This window comes from Oxalicibacterium solurbis, from assembly GCF_014635845.1.
Taxonomy (GTDB): Bacteria; Pseudomonadota; Gammaproteobacteria; order Burkholderiales; family Burkholderiaceae_D; genus Oxalicibacterium; species Oxalicibacterium solurbis.
On record NZ_BMDP01000001.1, the window covers coordinates 595,756 to 613,805 of the forward strand.

Consider the following 18,050-nt stretch of genomic DNA (forward strand, 5'->3'; position numbering starts at 1 on the left):
TTCCTGCAAAAAGTATCTTCAGTCCTGGATCGACTGCAGGCAGTAAGCTGCCATCGCCTGCAGCACGCTGTCGTCCTCGCCGACGGCGCCTGCCACGTGGAATTGCATGCCGGCATGCGTACGTTGCAGCTCCTCGACGATGCCCGGCAAATCCCGCATCACATGACCGCCCTGACCGAGGAAGACGGGCACGATCGTCACATCTGTCACGCCCTGCCCCGCCAGCGCCATCGTCAGTTCCGGCAAACGCGGTGACATCAATTCGAGAAAAGCCAGTTCGACGACCAGTTTCGGCGAATGCGCCTGTACGATATTCTGCAGACGGCGAAAAGGCTCCGCCCAGCGCTGATCGCGCGCACCATGCGCAAACAGCACCAGCGCGCGCCGGCCGTCCATCAGTGACGCTCCACCCACATCAATGCCGCAATCGCCGTCAGCATGAACAGCAAACTGGGGATGATCGCCGTCGCGAATGGCGGCCAGGTATTCAGCAAGCCAAGATGCGAGAACAAGCTGTTGATCATCTGGAAGCTGACACCAATCATGATGCCGGTAAAAATCTTCAGGCTGACACCGCCCGAACGGAAATGCAGATAGGCGAACGGCAGCGCCAGCGCCATCATCACGAATGCCGCAAATGGGTAGACGATTTTTTTCCAGAAGGCTATTTCGTAACGCACCGTATCGCGCTTGTTCTCGGAAAGGTATTTCGTATAGCTGACCAGATCGATTGCCGACATGCGTTCCGGGTCGGAAAAGCCCACCGACAGGATTTCCGGCGTGACTTCCGAAACCATCTTCCTGCTGTCGAATTTGGATGTCGAGATGGCTGTCGTCAGCTCGGCTGCGGTCGTCACGTTCTGTAATTCGTTTTCGGCGAACCGTGCCTCGGCGCCGTTCAACAACTCCCACGTGTTGTTGCCCCGATATTCGGCCTGCGCGGCGGTGATCAGCGAAAGCAGATGGAAATTGTTGTTGAATTCGTAGATCTTGATGCCGCTCATCTGGCCGTTCGGCTTCACCGTGCGGATGTTCAGGAAACGCGAGCCGATCTGTTCTCCGGTAAGCCCGTCGGTGCGGATCACGTCCTTGGTCCACAGACCGGAACGGAATTCCTGCGACACCGACCGTCCCATTCCTTCCAGACGCACTCTTTCTGCTGCCGTCGCTGTATAGGGAACGACAAACTCGCCCAGCACGAATGTCGCCAGCGCGAACACTACGCCGATCTTCACCAGGATCATGCCGGCCATGCCGGTCGACATGCTGGAGGCGCGCATGATCGTGAATTCGGAACGCGCCGCGAACTGCGACAGCGCCCAGATCGAACCGATCAACGCAGCAATCGGCATCAATTCGTAGGCGTAACCGGGCAATCCCAGCAACACGTAAAAAGTCGCCTGCTGCAAGGTGTAACCGCCGCGCCCGATCGACTTCAGTTCGTTGACCATGTCGAAGAAGGCGAACAGCGCGAGGAAGGCGATCAGCACGAACAGGACGTTGCGGCCGATCTCTTGCGCAAAGTAACGCTGCAGTATCTTCATGCCGCCATCCTCCGGCCGAGCAACGCACGCTTGAACTTCGACCAGACCGCAAGCGGATGCCAGCGGCTATTGACCTTCAGACGCCAGAGGAAGAACACCGTGATCACGATGCCGGCGACCAGATGCACCGGCCACCATGCAAACAGGAAGGTCGATTTCTGCTGCACCACGGTTGCCTGCGCATAGTTCAGCATGTTGCTGTAGAAGACGAACAGGAACAGCGCAATCAGCAGGTTGGCGGAACGCCCGCCGCGAGGATTGACGAAACCCAGCGGAATCGCCAGCAGCATCAGCAACGCGCCCATCAGCGGCAGCGACATGCGCCACAGCAGTTCGCCGTCGTTGAAGTTGGAACGATTGCGGATCAGCTCGATGGTCGGCAGTGCACGTGCCGACGTATCGCCGACCGTAGCCTGCGACTGACGGCCGACCAGCACGCCGTAGCGGTCGAACTCCATCAATTCGAAATCGGATTGCGTCGGCACGCCGTCGTAGCGGCGGCCCTTGCTCATGACTAGAAACTTGTCGCCGTTCTTGTCGACCTCGACCGTGCCTTCCTTCGCCACCACCACGCTGGTCTTGCCGTTGCGCTGGCTGCTGACGAAGACATTCTTGACGCGCGTCGAATCGCCGGTCACGCCTTCGACGAAGAACACGCGATCGGCCGACGACGATTCCTGAAACTTGCCGGGCGACACGCGCGCGATGTCTTCACGATTCGCATAGCGTTCCTTGTAGATCGCGCTCTGCTGGTTGGACCATGGCGTGAGGAAAAAACTGAGTGCGGCAGTCGTCGCCACCAGCGGCAGAGAAAACATCAGCACCGGCTTGATCCAGCGCGACAGGCTGAGGCCGGAAGCGAACCAGACCACCATTTCCGAATCCTGGTAGCTGCGCGTGACGACCAGCAACACGGCGACGAAGCCGGTCAGGTTCAGGATGATGGGCAGATAGTTGAGTGCGGAGAAACCGAGCAGCGCGACGACGTCTCCCGATGCAATCTTGCCGCCCGCGGCCTGGCCCAGAATCCGGATCAGCGTGATCGTGATCGTGATCGTGAAGAGTGTGGTGAAGACGGCGCCAGCGGTACTAAGCAAGTCGCGTCGGAGCGCGCGCTGAAAAATCATCGGAAGGCTATAATCGAGGTATCGTCAAGGAGAGCAACGCATGGACTTTAGCATAAAACCATTGGACGCAAAAAGCGGCTTCGCCAGTCTGAAAACGGGCTGCATCGCCGTTGCCGTCTTCGAAAACAAGATCATCTCTTCCGCTGCCCGTGCCCTCGACGGCAAGGGTGAAATCAGCGCCGCGCTGAAGTCCGGCGACATCACCGGCAAGGCCGGTTCCACCCTGCTTCTACGCAACCTCTCAGGTGCGAATGCCGAACGCGTGCTGCTGGTCGGCCTCGGCAAGGAAGACGGCGTGACGGAAAAGGATTTTCTGTCATCGCTGCAAGCCGTTGCGCGTACGTTTTCCGCGCTGGGCGCCGGCGATGCGACGCTGGCGCTGCCGTTCGACGTCGTCAAGACGCGCGACACGGCATGGGCCGTGCGCAGCTACGTACTGGCCGCACGCGAAGCCGCCTACCGCTTCGATACGCTGAAGAGCAAGAAGGAACCTGCGCCGGCCGGCGTCGGCAAGGTTGCCTTCGCCGTGCCGGCAGCGCAGGCCGATGCCGCCAAGGCAGCCATCGCGCAAGCCACCGCCGTCGCCAACGGCATGGATCTGACGAAGGATCTCGGCAACCTGCCGGCCAACGTCTGCACGCCGACCTATCTGGCGAATACAGCGAAAAAGATCGCCAAGGAATTCAAGCTGGAAGTCGAAATCCTCGATCGCAAACAGCTCGAAGCACTGAAGATGGGCAGCTTCCTGTCCGTCACCAACGGCAGCGTGCAGCCGCCGAAGTTCATCGTGCTGAAGCACAAGGGTGGCAAATCCAAGGATGCGCCCATCGTGCTGGTCGGCAAGGGCATCACCTTCGATTCCGGCGGCATTTCGCTGAAGCCGGGTGCGGCGATGGACGAGATGAAATACGACATGGGCGGCGCCGCTTCCGTGCTCGGCACGATGCGCACGATCGCCGAGATGAAGCTGAAGCTGAACGTCTTCATGCTGATCCCGTCCTGCGAAAACCTGCCGTCCGGCAGCGCCACCAAGCCGGGCGACATCGTCACCTCGATGTCCGGCCAGACCATCGAGATCCTGAACACCGACGCCGAAGGCCGCCTCGTGCTGTGCGACGCGCTGACCTATGCGGAACGCTTCAAGCCGGCCGCCGTGATCGACGTCGCCACGCTGACCGGCGCCTGCATCACCGCGCTCGGCCATCACAATTCCGGCCTGTTCACGCGCAGCGACGACGCGCACGATGCATTGGCGAACGAACTGCTGGCCGCCGGCAAGCAGGCGGGCGACACCGCATGGCGCATGCCGATCGAGGACAGCTATCAGGAACAGCTGAAATCCAACTTCGCCGACATGGCCAACATCGGCGGCCCGCCAGCCGGTGCCGTCACTGCGGCCTGCTTCCTCGAGCGTTACACGAAGAAATACACGTGGGCGCATCTGGACATCGCCGGCACCGCATGGAAGAGCGGCGCTGCAAAAGGCTCGACCGGCCGTCCGGTGCCGCTGCTGACGACCTTCCTGATCAACCGCGCGCAATCGGATAACAAACCGACACGCTGATCCGACACAACGGCCGCGCCAGACGCGGCCGGTTTCATTTTGCAGGGGAAAACCATGATCGTTCTCGTCACCGGCGCCACCTCCGGTTTCGGCGCCGAAATGGCGCGCAAATTCGCCCGTCACGGCCACCGCGTGATCGCTGCTGGCCGCCGCAAGGACAGGCTGGATGCGCTGGCCGCCGAAATCGGTCCAGCGCTGCTGCCGGTTGTCATGGACGTCACCGATCGCACGTCCATCCAGTCCGCGCTCGACAAGCTGCCGGCCGACTGGAAAGAGATCGACGTGCTGATCAACAATGCCGGCCTCGCGCTCGGTGTGGCGCCGGCACAGCAGGCTTCGCTGGAAGAATGGGAAACCATGATCGCCACCAACTGCAAGGGGCTGGTCACGATCACACGCTTCCTGCTGCCCGGCATGCTGGAACGCGGCCGCGGCCACATCATCAACATCAGCTCGGGCGCCGGCGCGCACCCTTACCCCGGCGGCAACGTCTACGGCGCAACCAAGGCTTTCGTCGACCAGTTTTCGCGCAACCTGCGCGCCGATCTGGTCGGCACGCCGGTACGCTCGTCGAATATCGCGCCGGGTCTGGCCGGCGGCACCGAATTTTCGAACGTGCGCCTGAAAGACGACGCGGCTGCCGCCAAGGTCTATGAAGGCACGACACCGCTGTCGGCCGCCGACATCGCCGAAACCGCCTATTGGATCGCCACGCTGCCGTCGCACGTCAACGTCAATCACATCGAGGTGATGCCGACCTGCCAGGGCTTCGGGCCGATGAACATCAAACGTACGCCTTCGGCGAACTGAACCTGACTCCTGCACCTAATACCATGCCCGATTTCACGTGGACCATCCGCGTCTACTATGAAGATACCGACGCCGGCGGCGTCGTCTTCTACGCCAACTACCTGAAATTCTTCGAACGTGCGCGCACCGAATGGCTGCGCGCCGCCGGCATCAGCCAGCAGATCATGACCGCGACCCACGGCGCGATGTTCGTCGTCAAGAGCACCGCGCTCGATTATCACGCGCCGGCGCGGCTGGACGATGAACTGAAATTGACTGTCGTAGTCGAAAAGATGGGTCGCGCCTCGGTGCAGTTCGTCCAGCAGGCTTTTCGCCTTGTGGACGGCCGCGAAGAACTGCTTGCCACCGGACGCATCAAAGTGGGCTGTGTGGATGCGCAGCGCTTCCGGCCCAGCGAAATTCCGGCGGAGGTACTCGCAGCCATCCAACAGCTTGACCGTCCGTAAGAAGCATTGCCACGGTACGCACCGGCATGGCGCAAGACAAAATCACGCCTGTCAACCAGTACGCATGCGAATACGTTGCCGGCAACGCGTAGAATGGCGGTTTGACCGCATCCGGCCGGCATCGGCCACGACAGGCATCACGATACACAGTACAACACGCGCAGTACAACATCATTGACGACCAACATCGACCTCGCAAGCACAACATGACCGTCACCCAAGACCTCTCCTTCGTCCATCTCATCACCAACGCCTCGGTGCTCGTGCAGCTCGTCATGGTGCTTCTGCTCGGCGTCTCCGTCATGAGCTGGACCTACATCTTCCGCAAGATGTTCACGATCAAGAATGCACAAGCGCAGACCGAGGAATTCGAACGCGCCTTCTGGTCCGGCGGCAACCTGAACGCGCTATATGCCGAAGCCACGTCATCGCGCCGCCGCAGCGACAATGGTGCACTGGAGCGCATCTTCGAATCCGGCATGAGCGAATTCAACAAGGCGCGCGCCTCGACCGATACGCTCAATGCCAGCGCCCGCCTCGACGGCGCCCGCCGCGCGATGCGCGCCGCCTACCAGCGCGAAATGGATGCGCTGGAATCGCACCTTGCCTTTCTGGCCTCGGTCGGTTCGGTCTCGCCTTATGTCGGCCTGTTCGGTACGGTCTGGGGCATCATGAACGCCTTCCGCGGCCTGGCCAACGTGCAGTCGGCCACGCTGGCGGCCGTCGCACCCGGCATCGCCGAAGCGCTGATCGCCACCGCGATCGGCCTGTTCGCCGCGATCCCGGCCGTAGTCGCCTACAACCGCTATTCGCACGACATCGACCGGCTCTCGATCCGCTTCGAGACCTTCGTCGAGGAATTCCTGAACATCCTGCAGCGGCAGGCGCGGTAAGGAGCGGCCATGTCACTTTCCTCCGGAGGCCTGCGCGGCGGACGCACACGCAAATTCAAGTCGGAAATCAACGTCGTCCCCTACATCGACGTGATGCTGGTGCTGCTGATCATCTTCATGGTCTCCGCCCCAATGAAGGATCCGGGCGAGATCCAGCTGCCGAACGCCGCACAATCGACGCAGCCGCCGACCGAATACATCCGCATCGACCTGAAGCCGGATGCATCGGCAACCATGGTGATCGCCGGCGGCAAGGGCGCGCCACGCAAGGAAACCGCCTCCAACCGTGCCGAGCTTGCGCAAAAACTGCAGGCACTGCACGCCGACCATCCCGAGATGCCCGTCATGATCGCCGCCGACAAGGAGATCAAGTACGACGAAGTGATCCAGGCCATCTCGGAAGCAAAAAAAATTGGAATCGATCGTGTCGGACTCGCTACCCGATGAACTGACTCGATGAACTGCCTTCATGACTGACCGCGACAAGCCTTACTCCGTACCGAAAGAACCCGGCCGCTGGCGTGCCATCACGCTGGCCGCCGCCGTCCATTTCGCATTGCTGCTGTTCTTCTGGATCGGCATCGACTGGCAGAGCGAAACGCCGCAAGCCATCAAGGCCGAGATCTGGGACATGCAGGCGCGCGAAGCCGCGCCGCTGCCGCCCGCACCGGAACCAAAGCCGGAACCCAAACCCGAACCGAAACCGGTCGTGAAGGAAACGCCGAAACCGGAACCCAAGCCGGTGACGCCGCCTCCACCGAAAGTCGATATCGCGCTGGAACAGGAAAAAAAGCGCAAGGAACAGGAACGCAAGGATCAGCTCGCCAAGCAGGAAAAACTCGAAAAAGAGAAGAAACAGAAGGAAGAGCAGGAGCGCAAGCTGGCCGAGGAAAAGAAAAAGGCTGACGAAAAGAAAAAAGCCGAGCTGGAGAAAAAGAAAAAGCAGGACGCGATTGACGCCAAGCTGCGCGAGCAGGCGCGCGCCGAGGAAATGAAGCGTCTGAGTGGCGCCGTCGGCAGCGGCGGCACCGGCCAGGCCGCGAAGTCGACCGGCAGCGGCCGCGCCGACGCCAGCTACATGCAAAAGATCGCTGCGATAATTCGCAACAACACGACATTCAACGTGCCGGAAAACCTGAACGGGAATCCTGCGGTGGAATTCGATGTCGAACTGCTGCCCGACGGTTCGCTGCGCGGCCTTACCATGCGCAAATCGTCCGGCATTCCCGGTTTCGACGAGGCGGTCAAGCGCGCAATCGAACGTTCGCAACCTTTCCCTAAAGACCAGTCGGGCAACAGACCCAGCCGTCTGACCGTTGTTCACAAACCCAAAGACCAGTGAGACCCATGACACATCTCTCCATCACACGCATGTTCCCTCGCCTGTTCGCCATCATGGCTGTCCTGGCCGGCCTGCTCGCCGGCAATCTTGCGCATGCACAACTGCGTGTGGAAATCGCTGGCGTGGGCGCCAACCAGATTCCGATCGCCATCGCCGCCTTCGGCAACGAATCGATCGCACCGCAACAGGTCAGCGCCATCATCAAGGCCGATCTGCAACGCAGCGGCTATTTCCGCATCATCGATACGAATGCGGTGCTGACCGAAAATTCGCAGGTCGATCTTGCCGACTGGAAATCGCGCGGCGCGGATGCCGTGGTGGTCGGCAGCGTGCAGAAACTGGCCGACGGCCGCTTCGATGTCCGCTATCGCCTGTTCGACACGGTCAAGGCTGCGCAACTGTCTTCGCTGGCGCTGGCTGCACCGTCGCAATTCCTGCGCGTCTCCGCCCACAAGGTCGCCGACGACATCTATGAAAAGCTGACCGGCATTCCCGGCATCTTCGCGACTCGCATCGCTTACGTTTCGCGCAACGGCCGCGAATATCATCTGGAAGTCGCGGATTCCGACGGTCAGGGCATGCAGGTCGCCCTGCGCTCGAACGAGCCGATCATCTCGCCGGCCTGGTCGCCTGACGGCACCAAGGTCGCCTACGTATCGTTCGAAAACCGCAAGCCGGTCGTCTATGTGCAGAATCTGGTCACGCGCCAGCGCAGCGTCGCCGCCAACTACAAGGGCAGCAATTCGGCACCGGCCTGGTCGCCCGACGGCAGCAAGCTGGCAGTCGCCCTGTCGCGCGGCGGCCTGACGCAAATCTACGTGGTCAACACCGACGGTACCGGGCTGCGCCGCCTCAGCAATTCGTCCGGTATCGATACCGAGCCGCAATTCTCGGCGGACGGCCAGAGCATCTACTTCACCAGCGACCGCAGCGGCGGCCCGCAGATCTACCGCATGAGCGCCAGCGGCGGCGATGCCCGTCGCGTCACCTTCAACGGCAACTACAACATCAGCCCGCGCATCTCGTCCGACGGCAAGTCGCTGGCTTACATTTCCCGCCGCGACGGCAAGTTCCAGCTCTATCTTCTGGACCTGACCAACGGCCAGGAACAGCGCCTGTCCGATACCGTCCAGGATGAATCGCCAAGTTTCGCGCCGAACGGAAAATACCTGCTGTACGCTACCAAATCCGGCGGCCGCGGCACCCTGGGCGTGGTCTCTGTGGATGGCCGTGTCAAACAGACGCTAACGATGCAGGCAGGCGACATCCAGGAGCCCACTTGGGGCCCGTTTATGAAATAATGCGATTGTTTTTCTTACACACAAACACTTCCATTTAAGGGGTACACCATGCGCGCAATTTCTTCCGTTCTGATCCTGTCCAGCGCTATGCTGCTGGCAGCCTGCTCGTCCACCAAACTGGACGACAAAGCCCCTGTCGAGGACCGCGCCGGCGCGGATGCCCGATCGGTCGGCACCGTCAACGCTTCCGCCGATCCGCTGAACGATCCGCAAGGCGTCCTGGCCAAACGCAGCGTCTACTTCGACTTCGACAGCTACTCGGTCAAGGGCGAATATCAGCCGGTCGTCGAGAACCACGCGTCCTACCTGAAATCGCACAAGGATCGCAAGGTCATCATCCAAGGCAACACCGACGAACGCGGCGGTGCGGAATACAACCTGGCACTCGGTCAGAAGCGTGCAGAAGCCGTACGCAAATCGATGTCGCTGCTGGGCGTAGCGGAGTCGCAGATGGAAGCCGTTTCGCTGGGCAAGGAAAAGCCGAAGGCACTGGGCCACGACGAATCCTCGTGGGCTGAAAACCGTCGTGCCGACATCGTTTATTAATCTCTGTTTCCGATGATTAAAAACATCCTTTCTGCGGCCTTCGTGGCCGCATTTTCTTTGGCGTCGCTGTCAGCGCATGCAGCGCTGTTCGGCGACGACGAGGCACGTCGTGCCATCCTCGAAGTCCGTACCAAGCTGGATACCAAGGCAGATGCTTCCGCCCTGCTCGATCTCGCCAATCAGAACGAACAGTTGCGCCGCGAAATTGCGCGACTGAACGGACAGATCGAAGTGCTGACCAATGAATTGTCCACTGCACAGCAACGGCAAAAGGACTTCTATACCGATCTCGACAATCGTCTGCGCAAGCTCGAACCGCAAACCGTGACCGTCGACGGTCAGGATGCGCTGGTCGGCCAGTCCGAACAGAAGGATTACGACGCTGCGCTCACGCTGTTCAAGGGCGGCGACTACAAGAAGTCCGGTGCTGCCTTCTCCGATTTCATCCAGCGCTATCCGCAATCGGCCTATGCGCCGTCTGCCCAGTACTGGATCGGCAATGCGCTGTATGCACAACGCGATTATCGTGATGCGATTTCGGCACAACAGACGCTGCTAAAAAAATATCCGGACAATCCGAAGGCCGCCGATGCGATGCTGAACATCGCCAGCTCCTACATGGAACTGAAGGACCGCGCCGCAGCGAAAAAGACTTTGCAATCGCTGGTATCGAAGTATCCGAATGCACCGTCCGCACAGACTGCAAAGGAACGGCTGGATCTGCTCAAGTAAGCGTGGACTTCCTCGCTATCGAGTCACAACAGGGTTCGTAAAATCGCAACGGAATTCCTGGCGAAATGGATGACAGCAAAATAAATAAATCGCCCTTTGCCGGGCGATTTTGTTTTGGCCAGCATTTTTCCGCTACACAGAGAAGGCAGCACAAAGGACCGAAAAAGTTTTGAAGAAAAAGTGGGGAGGTGATTGACACCAAGGATATTGCTTCTCTATAATAGCTGTCTTTCGGGTCGTTAGCTCAGTTGGTAGAGCAGCGGACTTTTAATCCGTTGGTCGCGTGTTCGAGCCACGCACGGCCTACCAAATACAGAGGGTCTGGATCACAAGTCCAGGCCCTTTTTGTTTTCACGCATGCCGTTCGTGCATGCCGCATTTCCTCCAGATCGTGCTCCTGCGCTTTCCGAAGAGAATTATTCTCAATCCCCGGAATCAGGATTAGAATGTTTTTCCCACACTTCGGTCGGAGAATCGCAATGAGCGCAGCTACCGTGGAAGAACTGGCACAGGAAGTCACGCGAATGAATCGCGCCATCGTTCGATGTCTGAACTATCTGGCCGAGGAAATTCCCGAGTCGCGCCGCGGCGATTACATGGTGCTGCTCAACGATGTGCACATCAAGCAGGCCAGACTGGCAAATGCACTGAACACGGAAGAAGCGCACGGCAAAACCCACGCAGTCGTGCAATAGCAACGCTCCAGCCGCTCAGGAATCATTCCTCCTTTCCGTTGTCCGACTATGACAAACGGAGGGCTCCATGGCAAACAGGAAAATCACACCGTTCGAAGCCGAAATGCAGCAGCGTTTCGAAGCGCTGGTCGCATGGGCGTTGGAGAACTGGCCGGACAAGACACGCCCGCTCGCCCACTCCGATTTCGACAAGATCCGGAAGGACCTGGCAGCGCTGGCGGAAGGTGACGCCGACATCGGCGAACGCAATGCCGAAATTCCCGAACCATCGGAAAACGGCCCGCAATACGTCAACAGCAATCCCGCCCCTTGGCCCTAATCCCTGCCCCCACAAAAGTGAACTTTTAGGCAAGAAAATGCCCTAAAGGAATGCTGTTGCCCGATTCCAATCCGAACGGCAGCACACTCCCCGTCGGGATCAAAGAGAGGCCACCGCACACTTCGTTCAACTTGAAAGGAAAATCATCATGAAAAAAATCATTTCCCTCATGTGCGTTCTTGCAATGGGTTTTACGCTCACTGCCTGCAACACCGTTCATGGTTTCGGCAAGGATGTGGAACGGGGCGGTGAAAAAGTGCAGGATGCCGCCAACGGTAATTAAGCCAGCCGAATGTAAAAAGGGCGTGACATGGTCACGCCCTTTTAATTTCTGCAGTTTCACAGCTCGCTTGTAGAGCCAGGCGCATCAGACCTCATATGGCCGATGCGCAGCTAGCTCTGCTTTCGATTTTTACTTCTTGATCGACAGGTTGTTGACGACGGATTTGACGTCTGCCACTTCACCTGCGATCTTGCCCGCACGATCGATCTGCGCTTGGTTGGAGACTTCGCCCTTCAACGTCACCACGCCTTGCGAAGTATCGACGTTCACATCCAACCCCTTGATGTCGGAGTCGGCCAGCAACGCCGTTTTTACCTTGGTCGTGATCACCGTGTCGTCGATAACGGCGCCGGCAGACTTGCTTTCCTCTCCTGCAGGAGCCGTATCAGCCGGCATCGGAGATGGCGCAGCCGGTGCGGTTTCCGGTGTCGCGGCAGGCGCAGCCGGACTGCTGCTGCCCATGGTGTCTGCCGGCGCTTCCGTACGGCGTTCGCAACCGCTTGCAAACAACACAGCCAGCAACGCAGCACCGATGGCGATCTTCGAATTGTTCGGCAATGTTTTGATCATGATTTTTCCTTTCTTGGCAAAGAGGATTCTCAAGCCCGAACCGAAATACCCGGCCCGCACATTGAATCGCAATCCGATTTGGCCTGATGCAACATGCCCAAAATCAAATCGGTTATCTTCTTGACCACACTTTTTTCAGAAGGTTCGAAAGGAAATTCCGCACGGAGAAACATTTGACATGCCGGCGGTAAAACTTACATGGCGCGGAAAATTTTACAGTCAGGAAACACCGTATACGGCAGGAATACTTGGCATCAGGCCGCCAGCGGCTGCATTCTCTGTAGGGCTTGCAGCAATAAATCCGGATCGCCCAGCGCAAGCTGCCTGGAATCGGATAAGGTCTGGCGGAAACCACGTGCATGCGGCAAACCGGACATCAAGCCCAACATATGGCGCGTGATGCTATTGAGTTTCAATCCACCGCCCTTTTCGCCTTTGCTTCCGTATCGAGCCAGTTGCTCGCGAATATAAGGAATCATGGCCTGAATCACATCGCTACGCGAACGTGGCGATGCGTCGTCACCGTAATAACGTGCGTCGAATTCCGCCATCAGGTAAGGGTTGTGATAGGCCTCACGGCCCAACATCACACCATCTACATGCGCCAAATGCGTGTCGACTTCCTGCAATGTCTTGATGCCGCCGTTGACGATGATTTCCAGTTCAGGAAAATCCTGTTTCAGCCGATAGGCGAATTCGTAACGCAGCGGAGGAATTTCGCGATTTTCTTTCGGGCTCAAACCTTGCAGGATCGCATTGCGCGCATGGACGATAAAGGTTTCGCAACCGGCATCCGCTACCGTACCGACGAAATCACGCATGAAATCGTAGGACGTCACATCATCCACGCCGATACGATGCTTGACAGTGACATCGACCTGCACCGCATCACGCATCGCCTTCACGCAATCCGCCACCAGCGTCGACTCTTTCATCAGACAGGCGCCGAATGCGCCCTTCTGCACACGCTCCGACGGACAGCCGCAGTTCAGATTGATCTCATCGTAGCCCCACTGCTCGCCCAGCTTTGCGCTCTTTGCCAGATCGGCCGGTTCGCTGCCGCCAAGCTGCAATGCAACCGGATGTTCTTCGTCGCTGAAATCCAGATGGCGTGGTACGTCGCCGTGCAGCAGCGCACCGGTCGTCACCATTTCGGTGTAGAGCCAGGTATGGCGCGTAATCTGCCGATGAAACATGCGGCAATGCCGATCCGTCCAATCCATCATCGGAGCGACGGAAAGGCGGCGCGACAATTTCTTTTCTTGTTTCATGCAACAGATTCCATTCGATAAAACACCATGAACCAGACGGCTCGAGTACAGGCCGAAGTATACGCAAGATGGCCCATCGATGTCGCCTGCCCGCTGCAATTTCAACCCTGTAATTGCAAACTCTGCAACAGTCCCGGAGGCCGTCAAATCATAATAAGATTGTTCATCTTTCCACTTTGCGGCCCATGCAATGACCCAACCCATCAACACCGATCATCTGTGGATGCCGTTCACCGCCAATCGCCAGTTCAAGGACAAACCCCGCCAACTGGTTTCTGCGTCCGGCATGTATTACACGACGGATGACGGCCGCAAGATCCTCGACGGTACTGCCGGGCTGTGGTGCGTCAATGCCGGGCATTGCCACCCGAAAATCGTACAGGCAATACAGCAGCAAGCTGCCAAACTGGATTACGCTCCGCTATTCCAGATGGGTCATCCGGACGCCTTTGCTGCAGCCAGCGCATTGACGGCCATCACACCGCCGGCACTGAATCGCGTGTTTTTCTGCAATGATGGCTCCGAAGGCGTCGATACGGCACTGAAGATTGCACTCGCCTACCACCGTGCGCGCGGCGAAGCCGGCCGCACGCGCCTGATCGGCCGCGAACGCGCCTACCACGGCGTCGGCTTCGGCGGCATCGCGGTAGGCGGCATCGCCGGCAATCGCAAACAATTCGGTGCGTCGCTGGCGACGGCGGATCATCTGCGTCATCCGCTCGATCTTTCTCGCAATGCCTTTTCGCGCGGGCTGCCGCCATATGGTGCCGAGATGGCCGATGAGCTGGAACAGCGTCTGCTGACGCTGCATGACCCGTCAACCGTCGCCGCTGTCATCGTCGAACCGGTACAAGGCTCCACCGGCGCTATCATGCCGCCGCGCGGCTATCTGGAAAAAATTCGCGCCACCTGCGACAAATACGGCATCCTGCTGATCTTCGACGAAGTCATCACCGGCTTCGGCCGCCTCGGTGCGCCTTTCGCCGCACAGTATTTCGGTATCGAGCCGGACATGATCGTCTGCGCCAAGGGAATGACGAACGCTGCCGTTCCGATGGGTGCCGTCGTCATCCGCCAGGACATCCACGATACCTTCATGCATGCCGCGCCGGAAAACGCGATCGAATTCGCGCACGGTTATACCTATTCCGGCCATCCGCTCGCCGCGGCCGCCCTGCTGGCAACACTGCAAGTCTACCGGGAAGAAAGCCTGTTCCAGCGCGCCGCTGAAATGGCATCTCACTTCGAAGACGCCGCGCACAGCCTGAAAGGCCTGCCCTTCGTCAAGGACATCCGCAACCTGGGCTTAGTGTGCGGCATCGAACTGGAAAGCATCGCAGGCAAGCCCGGCGCGCGCGCCTATGAAGTCTTCAGCAAGGCATTCTGGGAAAAAGGTCTGCTGATTCGCACGACGGGCGACATCATCGCCCTATCGCCACCGTTGATCATCAGCAAGGAACAGATAGCCGAACTGTTCGGCAGTCTGGCCGATATTCTGAAGACGCTGAAGTAATTCGATGCACTACTGCCTGCCTGAATGAAAAAGACCGCTGCTGCCAGCGGTCTTTTCTTATCGGGGGCGACGGTATCTCGCCGCCGCTCATGGCTATGACGGCTTACGCTGCGTCGCGGCTTGCCTTCTTGCGTTCGTGCTCTTTCAGGAAGCGCTTGCGCAAACGAATGCTCTTCGGCGTGACTTCCACCAGTTCGTCATCGTCGATGAACTCGACCGCGTATTCCAGCGACAGCTCGATCGGCGGCACCAGGCGCACGGCTTCATCGGTACCGGATGCACGGACGTTGGTCAATTGCTTGCCCTTGATCGGATTGACGACCAGATCGTTCTCGCGCGAGTGAATGCCGATGATCATGCCTTCGTAGACCGGATCGTTGTGGTTGACGAACATGCGGCCGCGATCCTGCAGTTTCCAGATCGCGTAGGCAACAGCAGTGCCGTCATCCTGTGAAATCAGCACGCCGTTGCGACGACCGCCCAATTCGCCTTTGCTGTTATCGACCGGTGCGTATGTATCGAACACGTGGCTCATCAAGCCGGTGCCGCGCGTCAGCGTCATGAACTCACCCTGGAAACCGATCAGGCCACGCGCCGGAATACGATATTCGAGGCGAACACGTCCCTTGCCGTCCGACTCCATGTTTTGCAGATCGCCACGACGACGACCGAGTTCTTCCATCACGCCGCCCTGGTTGGCTTCTTCGACGTCAACGGTCAGGTTTTCGTATGGCTCATGACGCACGCCATCGACCATCTTGAAGACCACGCGCGGACGCGAAACAGCCATCTCGAAACCTTCACGGCGCATGTTTTCGATCAGGATCGTCAAATGCAATTCACCACGGCCCGATACTTCATACGTCGAGTCGTCGTCCGGCGATTGCAGCACGCGCAACGCCATGTTCGATTTCAATTCCTTTTCCAGACGATCGCGGATCTGGCGCGTCGTCACGAACTTGCCTTCGCGGCCAGCCAGCGGTGAGCTGTTCACCATGAAATTCATGGTCAGCGTCGGTTCGTCGATCTTGAGCATCGGCAAGCCTTCGGGCGTGTCCGGTGCGCAAATCGTGCTGCCGATGCCAATGTCTTCGATACCGTTGATCAGCACGATGTCACCAGCCAAGGCTTCGTCGACAACGACGCGATCCAGACCTTTGAAAGTCAAAACCTGATTGATACGCGCCTTGGTCGGTTTGTCTTCAGGGCCGTTCATCCAGACGACGTCTTGCAGCGCCTTTATACGACCGCGCAGGATACGACCAACACCGATCTTGCCGACATACGACGAATATTCCAGCGATGTGATCTGCAATTGCAGGGGACCATCCGGATCATCTTCACGTGCAGGAACGTGTTCCAGAATCGCGTCAAACAGCGGCTCCATGTTGCCTTCGCGCACGGAATCTTCCAGACCTGCATAGCCTTTGAAACCCGATGCGTACACAATCGGAAAATCCAGTTGTTCGTCGGTTGCGCCGAGCTTGTCGAACAGCTCGAAAGTCGCGTTGACCGCTTTTTGCGGATCGGCGTTTTCACGATCGATCTTGTTGACGACAACGATCGGCTTCAAACCCAGTGCCAGTGCTTTACGTGTCACGAAACGCGTTTGCGGCATCGGACCTTCCTGCGCATCGACCAGCAGCAGCACGCTGTCGACCATCGACAGCACACGCTCCACTTCGCCACCGAAATCCGCGTGGCCCGGGGTATCGACGATGTTGATGTGCGTACCCTTGTACTCGACCGCACAGTTCTTGGAAAGAATCGTGATGCCACGTTCCTTTTCAATGTCGTTCGAATCCATCACGCGCGTATCGACCTGCTGGTTTTCGCGGAAGGTACCCGACTGGCGCAGCAGTTGATCGACGAGTGTGGTCTTGCCATGGTCGACGTGAGCGATGATGGCAATGTTGCGGATGGCGCGTTTGGAATTGGACATGATTGGTTCGTGAAGCCTGAATGCGGGAAACCGAAAATTATAGCATGCCCGCCTGTTTGAATTAAGAAAATCCTTGGAATTTCAAAGGCTTGCCATGCATTGAATGCCAACTTGGTGACATGTCGATGACATTCTGCAAACCCGGCCGGCTTGCGGACAAAAATGCAACGATGACAATGGGAAAATCGGCGGTTCAGATGCCCGCAGTAGCAATCAGCCGTTCCGGCGCCAGCACACCCCACGTCTGCATCAGGCCAGTCCCCAACAGTGCATTGTCCTGCTGCCGATAGACACGCACCCGGCCACCGCCTTCCGGATAGGCAACGTTTTCCTTGCCGAGCGCCAGACGCTGTCCGTGCAGGAAGCGCTTGGCGAGCGCCTCCGGTAATTGCACTGAAGGAAACGATGTCAACAAGGCATCGACCGGTGCCAGTGTTGTCGTTCTTTCCTGCTCCGATTTCTCCGCAAGACCGTCCAGCGTCATCGCCGTATCGATCGTCAGGTTACCGACCTGTATGCGCCTCAAGGCCTGCAAATGCGCGCCGCAACCCAATGCCGCGCCGATGTCTTCGCCCAGCACGCGAATATACGTGCCCTTGCTGCAGCACACGCGCAGCTTCAGATACGGCGTTTGCCAATCGAGCAATTGCAGTTCATGAATCGTGACGGCGCGCGCTTCGCGTTCCAGCGTGATACCGGCCCGTGCATATTCGTACAAGGGTTTACCGTCGCGCTTGAGCGCCGAGTGCATGGGAGGCACTTGCTCGATGTTGCCGACAAAACGCGAAAGCACTTCCGCGATACGTTCGCGATCGACATCGACGTTGCGCGTCTCGATCACTTCGCCTTCCGTATCTCCGGTCGTCGTCGTCACGCCAAGATGAACGACTGTCTCGTAGGTCTTGTCCGCATCGAGCAGATCCTGCGCGAATTTGGTCGCCTCGCCGAAACACAGTGGCAACAAGCCAGTGGCAAACGGATCGAGCGTACCGGTATGGCCGGCTTTTTCCGCATTCAACAGGCGTTTCGCCTTAATCAGCGCATCGTTGCTAGACAGGCCGGCCGGCTTGTCCAGCAACAATACGCCGTGCACCGGCACCCGCTTGCGTTTGGGAGAGGAAGACATGGAATGAATGTAAAAAACGACGCACC

20 protein-coding genes and 1 tRNA gene are annotated in these 18,050 nt (G+C 58.6%); 13 read left to right on the forward strand and 8 right to left on the reverse strand.

Annotated elements, in window-relative coordinates; all coding sequences use genetic code 11:
- Positions 1–18 precede the first annotated feature (18 nt).
- From IEV40_RS02870 to lptF, 3 genes are read right to left on the reverse strand one after another with little or no spacing between them, the layout of a single operon-like run.
- Positions 19–396: a sirohydrochlorin chelatase gene (locus IEV40_RS02870; RefSeq protein ID WP_188419440.1), complete on the reverse strand. Its 378-nt coding sequence runs from the start codon at positions 394–396 to the stop codon at positions 19–21.
- Positions 396–1,544, reverse strand: a complete 1,149-nt coding sequence (gene lptG, locus IEV40_RS02875; RefSeq protein WP_188419441.1) for an LPS export ABC transporter permease LptG — start codon at positions 1,542–1,544, stop codon at positions 396–398. Before lptG ends, IEV40_RS02870 begins: the two co-directional genes overlap by 1 nt.
- A complete protein-coding gene (gene lptF, locus IEV40_RS02880; protein WP_188419442.1) occupies positions 1,541–2,671 on the reverse strand; it encodes an LPS export ABC transporter permease LptF in 1,131 nt (376 codons plus the stop codon). The genes lptG and lptF overlap by 4 nt, the downstream gene beginning before the upstream one ends.
- 40 nt (positions 2,672–2,711) lie before the next feature.
- Between lptF and IEV40_RS02885 the strand changes: the two genes are divergently transcribed.
- The 12 genes from IEV40_RS02885 to IEV40_RS02940 all read left to right on the forward strand — a co-directional run bounded on the left by IEV40_RS02885 (position 2,712) and on the right by IEV40_RS02940 (position 11,319).
- Positions 2,712–4,235: a leucyl aminopeptidase gene (locus IEV40_RS02885; protein ID WP_188419443.1), complete on the forward strand. Its 1,524-nt coding sequence runs from the start codon at positions 2,712–2,714 to the stop codon at positions 4,233–4,235.
- A gap of 54 nt (positions 4,236–4,289) precedes the next feature.
- A complete protein-coding gene (locus IEV40_RS02890) occupies positions 4,290–5,045 on the forward strand; it encodes an SDR family NAD(P)-dependent oxidoreductase (RefSeq protein WP_188419444.1) in 756 nt (251 codons plus the stop codon).
- Between the two features lie 23 nt (positions 5,046–5,068).
- The gene (ybgC, locus tag IEV40_RS02895) at positions 5,069–5,491 is read left to right on the forward strand and encodes a tol-pal system-associated acyl-CoA thioesterase (protein ID WP_188419445.1); all 423 of its coding nucleotides are present in this window, start codon (positions 5,069–5,071) and stop codon (positions 5,489–5,491) included.
- Positions 5,492–5,697: 206 nt separating this feature from the next.
- Positions 5,698–6,384, forward strand: a complete 687-nt coding sequence (gene tolQ / locus IEV40_RS02900; protein ID WP_188419446.1) for a protein TolQ — start codon at positions 5,698–5,700, stop codon at positions 6,382–6,384.
- Between the two features lie 9 nt (positions 6,385–6,393).
- Positions 6,394–6,831: an ExbD/TolR family protein gene (locus IEV40_RS02905; protein WP_188419447.1), complete on the forward strand. Its 438-nt coding sequence runs from the start codon at positions 6,394–6,396 to the stop codon at positions 6,829–6,831.
- Positions 6,832–6,853: 22 nt separating this feature from the next.
- Positions 6,854–7,726 carry an energy transducer TonB gene (locus IEV40_RS02910; protein ID WP_188419448.1) on the forward strand — a complete coding sequence of 291 codons (873 nt, stop codon included), beginning with the start codon at positions 6,854–6,856 and terminating at the stop codon, positions 7,724–7,726.
- A 5-nt stretch (positions 7,727–7,731) separates the two neighbouring features.
- Positions 7,732–9,027 (forward strand): Tol-Pal system beta propeller repeat protein TolB, encoded by a 1,296-nt coding sequence (tolB, locus tag IEV40_RS02915; protein WP_371870024.1) that lies wholly within the window; start codon positions 7,732–7,734, stop codon positions 9,025–9,027.
- A 48-nt stretch (positions 9,028–9,075) separates the two neighbouring features.
- A complete protein-coding gene (gene pal, locus IEV40_RS02920; RefSeq protein ID WP_188419449.1) occupies positions 9,076–9,573 on the forward strand; it encodes a peptidoglycan-associated lipoprotein Pal in 498 nt (165 codons plus the stop codon).
- Positions 9,574–9,585: 12 nt separating this feature from the next.
- Positions 9,586–10,305: a tol-pal system protein YbgF gene (gene ybgF / locus IEV40_RS02925; RefSeq protein WP_188419450.1), complete on the forward strand. Its 720-nt coding sequence runs from the start codon at positions 9,586–9,588 to the stop codon at positions 10,303–10,305.
- 233 nt (positions 10,306–10,538) lie between these two features.
- A tRNA-Lys gene (locus IEV40_RS02930) sits at positions 10,539–10,614 on the forward strand.
- Positions 10,615–10,784: 170 nt separating this feature from the next.
- Complete coding sequence (locus IEV40_RS02935; RefSeq protein ID WP_188419451.1) at positions 10,785–11,000, forward strand: hypothetical protein; 216 nt, start codon at positions 10,785–10,787, stop codon at positions 10,998–11,000.
- A gap of 67 nt (positions 11,001–11,067) precedes the next feature.
- Entirely contained in the window at positions 11,068–11,319 is a 252-nt protein-coding gene (locus IEV40_RS02940) for a hypothetical protein (RefSeq protein WP_188419452.1), read from the forward strand.
- 25 nt (positions 11,320–11,344) lie between these two features.
- Here the strand turns inward: IEV40_RS02940 and IEV40_RS14760 are convergent, their stop codons facing one another.
- The 3 genes from IEV40_RS14760 to dusA all read right to left on the reverse strand — a co-directional run bounded on the left by IEV40_RS14760 (position 11,345) and on the right by dusA (position 13,443).
- On the reverse strand, positions 11,345–11,662 hold the full coding sequence (locus IEV40_RS14760) for a hypothetical protein (protein ID WP_443093932.1): 318 nt from the start codon (positions 11,660–11,662) through the stop codon (positions 11,345–11,347).
- 69 nt (positions 11,663–11,731) lie between these two features.
- Positions 11,732–12,172 (reverse strand): BON domain-containing protein, encoded by a 441-nt coding sequence (locus IEV40_RS02950; protein WP_188419454.1) that lies wholly within the window; start codon positions 12,170–12,172, stop codon positions 11,732–11,734.
- A gap of 254 nt (positions 12,173–12,426) precedes the next feature.
- Positions 12,427–13,443: a tRNA dihydrouridine(20/20a) synthase DusA gene (dusA, locus tag IEV40_RS02955; protein ID WP_188419455.1), complete on the reverse strand. Its 1,017-nt coding sequence runs from the start codon at positions 13,441–13,443 to the stop codon at positions 12,427–12,429.
- A gap of 190 nt (positions 13,444–13,633) precedes the next feature.
- Here dusA and aptA point away from each other — a divergent pair, with 190 nt between their 5' ends.
- Positions 13,634–14,956, forward strand: a complete 1,323-nt coding sequence (aptA, locus tag IEV40_RS02960; RefSeq protein WP_188419456.1) for an omega-aminotransferase AptA — start codon at positions 13,634–13,636, stop codon at positions 14,954–14,956.
- 103 nt (positions 14,957–15,059) lie between these two features.
- Here aptA and typA read toward each other — a convergent pair whose 3' ends face one another.
- Together typA and truB are read right to left on the reverse strand one after the other, a co-directional pair.
- Entirely contained in the window at positions 15,060–16,898 is a 1,839-nt protein-coding gene (gene typA / locus IEV40_RS02965; protein ID WP_188419457.1) for a translational GTPase TypA, read from the reverse strand.
- Between the two features lie 193 nt (positions 16,899–17,091).
- Positions 17,092–18,024 (reverse strand): tRNA pseudouridine(55) synthase TruB, encoded by a 933-nt coding sequence (gene truB, locus IEV40_RS02970; RefSeq protein WP_188419458.1) that lies wholly within the window; start codon positions 18,022–18,024, stop codon positions 17,092–17,094.
- Positions 18,025–18,050 lie beyond the last annotated feature (26 nt).

What these genes read in the sequence shown, in the direction of transcription:
- IEV40_RS02870 (WP_188419440.1), bottom strand. Translation starts at nt 396, where the DNA reads ATGGACGGCCGGCGCGCGCTGGTGCTGTTTGCGCATGGTGCGCGCGAT.
- lptG (WP_188419441.1), bottom strand. Translation starts at nt 1,544, where the DNA reads ATGAAGATACTGCAGCGTTACTTTGCGCAAGAGATCGGCCGCAACGTC.
- lptF (WP_188419442.1), bottom strand. Translation starts at nt 2,671, where the DNA reads ATGATTTTTCAGCGCGCGCTCCGACGCGACTTGCTTAGTACCGCTGGC.
- IEV40_RS02885 (WP_188419443.1), top strand. Translation starts at nt 2,712, where the DNA reads ATGGACTTTAGCATAAAACCATTGGACGCAAAAAGCGGCTTCGCCAGT.
- IEV40_RS02890 (WP_188419444.1), top strand. Translation starts at nt 4,290, where the DNA reads ATGATCGTTCTCGTCACCGGCGCCACCTCCGGTTTCGGCGCCGAAATG.
- ybgC (WP_188419445.1), top strand. Translation starts at nt 5,069, where the DNA reads ATGCCCGATTTCACGTGGACCATCCGCGTCTACTATGAAGATACCGAC.
- tolQ (WP_188419446.1), top strand. Translation starts at nt 5,698, where the DNA reads ATGACCGTCACCCAAGACCTCTCCTTCGTCCATCTCATCACCAACGCC.
- IEV40_RS02905 (WP_188419447.1), top strand. Translation starts at nt 6,394, where the DNA reads ATGTCACTTTCCTCCGGAGGCCTGCGCGGCGGACGCACACGCAAATTC.
- IEV40_RS02910 (WP_188419448.1), top strand. Translation starts at nt 6,854, where the DNA reads ATGACTGACCGCGACAAGCCTTACTCCGTACCGAAAGAACCCGGCCGC.
- tolB (WP_371870024.1), top strand. Translation starts at nt 7,732, where the DNA reads ATGACACATCTCTCCATCACACGCATGTTCCCTCGCCTGTTCGCCATC.
- pal (WP_188419449.1), top strand. Translation starts at nt 9,076, where the DNA reads ATGCGCGCAATTTCTTCCGTTCTGATCCTGTCCAGCGCTATGCTGCTG.
- ybgF (WP_188419450.1), top strand. Translation starts at nt 9,586, where the DNA reads ATGATTAAAAACATCCTTTCTGCGGCCTTCGTGGCCGCATTTTCTTTG.
- IEV40_RS02935 (WP_188419451.1), top strand. Translation starts at nt 10,785, where the DNA reads ATGAGCGCAGCTACCGTGGAAGAACTGGCACAGGAAGTCACGCGAATG.
- IEV40_RS02940 (WP_188419452.1), top strand. Translation starts at nt 11,068, where the DNA reads ATGGCAAACAGGAAAATCACACCGTTCGAAGCCGAAATGCAGCAGCGT.
- IEV40_RS02950 (WP_188419454.1), bottom strand. Translation starts at nt 12,172, where the DNA reads ATGATCAAAACATTGCCGAACAATTCGAAGATCGCCATCGGTGCTGCG.
- dusA (WP_188419455.1), bottom strand. Translation starts at nt 13,443, where the DNA reads ATGAAACAAGAAAAGAAATTGTCGCGCCGCCTTTCCGTCGCTCCGATG.
- aptA (WP_188419456.1), top strand. Translation starts at nt 13,634, where the DNA reads ATGACCCAACCCATCAACACCGATCATCTGTGGATGCCGTTCACCGCC.
- typA (WP_188419457.1), bottom strand. Translation starts at nt 16,898, where the DNA reads ATGTCCAATTCCAAACGCGCCATCCGCAACATTGCCATCATCGCTCAC.
- truB (WP_188419458.1), bottom strand. Translation starts at nt 18,024, where the DNA reads ATGTCTTCCTCTCCCAAACGCAAGCGGGTGCCGGTGCACGGCGTATTG.